This window comes from Paraclostridium dentum (assembly GCF_012922555.1).
Taxonomy (GTDB): domain Bacteria; phylum Bacillota; class Clostridia; order Peptostreptococcales; family Peptostreptococcaceae; genus Paraclostridium; species Paraclostridium dentum.
The window spans coordinates 1-2056 of record NZ_WIPK01000039.1; the positions used below are offsets into that span (position 1 = coordinate 1).

Sequence of the window (2056 nt, forward strand, 5' to 3'; positions counted from 1 at the left end):
GCTGCTTCTGCTGATTTTGCTGCTAGATTTCTTACTTCATCTGCAACTACTGCAAATCCTTTACCAGCTTCTCCTGCTCTTGCTGCTTCTACTGCTGCATTTAATGCTAATATGTTAGTTTGGAATGCTATATCATCTATTGTTTTTATTATTCTTCCTATTTCATTAGATGTAAATGATATATCTTCCATCGCCTTAACCATTTCTTTCATTTGTTCATTACCATCTTTAACTTGATTAGCTGCATTTAAAGTTAATGAATTAGCTTTTTTTGCATTTTCTGCAGTTCCTTTTATTTTTTCAGATATTTCATTTATAGTAGAAGATAATTCTTCAATTGCACTCGCTTGTTCTGTTGCCCCTTGTGATAACATTTGAGATCCACTAGCAACTTGATCTGATGCAGCTCCAACCTCTTCAGATGCTATGTTTATTTGTTCCATTGTTTCGCTTAAATCATTTGTTATCTTATTTATAGATTTCTCAATATATTTAAAAACTCCTATATATTCAGCTTTAGTATCTGTATTGAAATTTCCCGATGAAACATCACCTAAAACTCTAACAGTATCTTCTATAATATCTTTTATTTTATTGCTCATTTGAGTCATGCTATTTGATAAAACCCCTAATTCATCCTTTGACTCATAATTTAAATCAATATCAAAATCTCCCACAGCCATCTTATTAGCAGCTACTTCTAATTCTTCAATTGGTTTTTTTAAGCTCTTTGTAATGTAAATACATATAATAGCTCCTGAGACTATACTAATCACATTTAAAGTTGTTGATATAATTTGTGAAGTTTTCACTGATGCAGATACATCCTTATCAAAATCATTTCCTATTTTTTCAGCCTCTTTAAAAAGATTTTCTGATGTTTCTGTACATGCAGTAAATACTTGTGCATATCCAGTAAGATCTATTTCAGTCATAGGTCCTTTAAAATTTGGTTGTTGAGTTGTATTATATATTTTTTCATACTCTTGCTTTAATTGTTTTGCATCTTCCTCGATACTATCAAGATATTGACTAATTTTTTTATTTTCTATAGCTTTTTCAGGTCCACTTCTTATATTTTGAATTGTTTTTTCAAGACTATCAAACTCTGCTAAAACTAACTTTCTTGTTTCTACGTGCTCATTATCTGCAAATCCACCATTTATCCTTCTTGAAATTCCAACTAAATCTCTACGTATTCCCATGGCATCAGTTGTTAATTCATATGGTCCTTCAAATAACTCATGGCTTACTCTCCCTGCTTCTTTCAAATTATATAATGTATATAAATTTGAAACTGTTGTAAGCACTAATAAAATTACAAAACAGATACCTAACTTTTTACCTATTTTTAAATCCTTCATGTGTATGCCTCCCCGTACTTCATTTTGAATAAAGTTAATAAAATTAGTTCATTTAATAAAACAGTTTATCTTATTTTTTATACGGATAAATACATGCATACTTTAGAATTTAATTATATAAATAAAAAATTTTTCTACTTTAAAATTAATTTTTCTATTCGCAAAAATAGAAGCCTCAAAGCTTCTATTTTTTATAAATATTTATTGAGAATTTCTAATTTTTAATATTAATTTCGAGCTAAGCTTTGCTCATCATCCCTAGAAAAAATTATATTATTCTTAAGTTTATTTTCATCCTTTATTTTAAAATTCTCTATTAAAGATTTTAACATTTGAGCTTGTCCATTTAACTCTTCACTTGCTGCTGCACTTTCTTCTGATGTTGCTGAGTTTGTTTGTACAACTTCAGAAATCTGTTCAACACCTAATGTAACTTGAGATATTGAATTAGCTTCTTCTTCAGATGCTTTTGCTATATCATTTACTAATTTAGCGGTTCTATTTGCTGTATTTATTATTTTTTGAAGCGACTCTGCTGTGTTATCTACAATTTTTGTTCCATTTTCTACTGCTTCTATTGAATTTTCAATTAATGTAGCTGTATTCTTTGCTGCTTCTGCTGATTTTGCTGCTAGATTTCTTACTTCATCTGCAACTACTGCAAATCCTTTACCAGCTTCTCCTGCTCTTGC

At 29.4% G+C, this 2056-nt stretch carries 2 protein-coding genes; both read right to left on the bottom strand.

Going from position 1 to position 2056, the window contains the following annotated elements:
• Window positions 1-1364, bottom strand: a 1364-nt coding sequence (locus GFJ41_RS17645) for a methyl-accepting chemotaxis protein (RefSeq protein WP_170075961.1), incomplete at its 3' end; no start/stop codon positions are given.
• Between the two features lie 227 nt (window positions 1365-1591).
• Window positions 1592-2056 (bottom strand): methyl-accepting chemotaxis protein (locus tag GFJ41_RS17650; protein WP_226890287.1); only part of this gene is annotated, 465 nt, incomplete at its 5' end.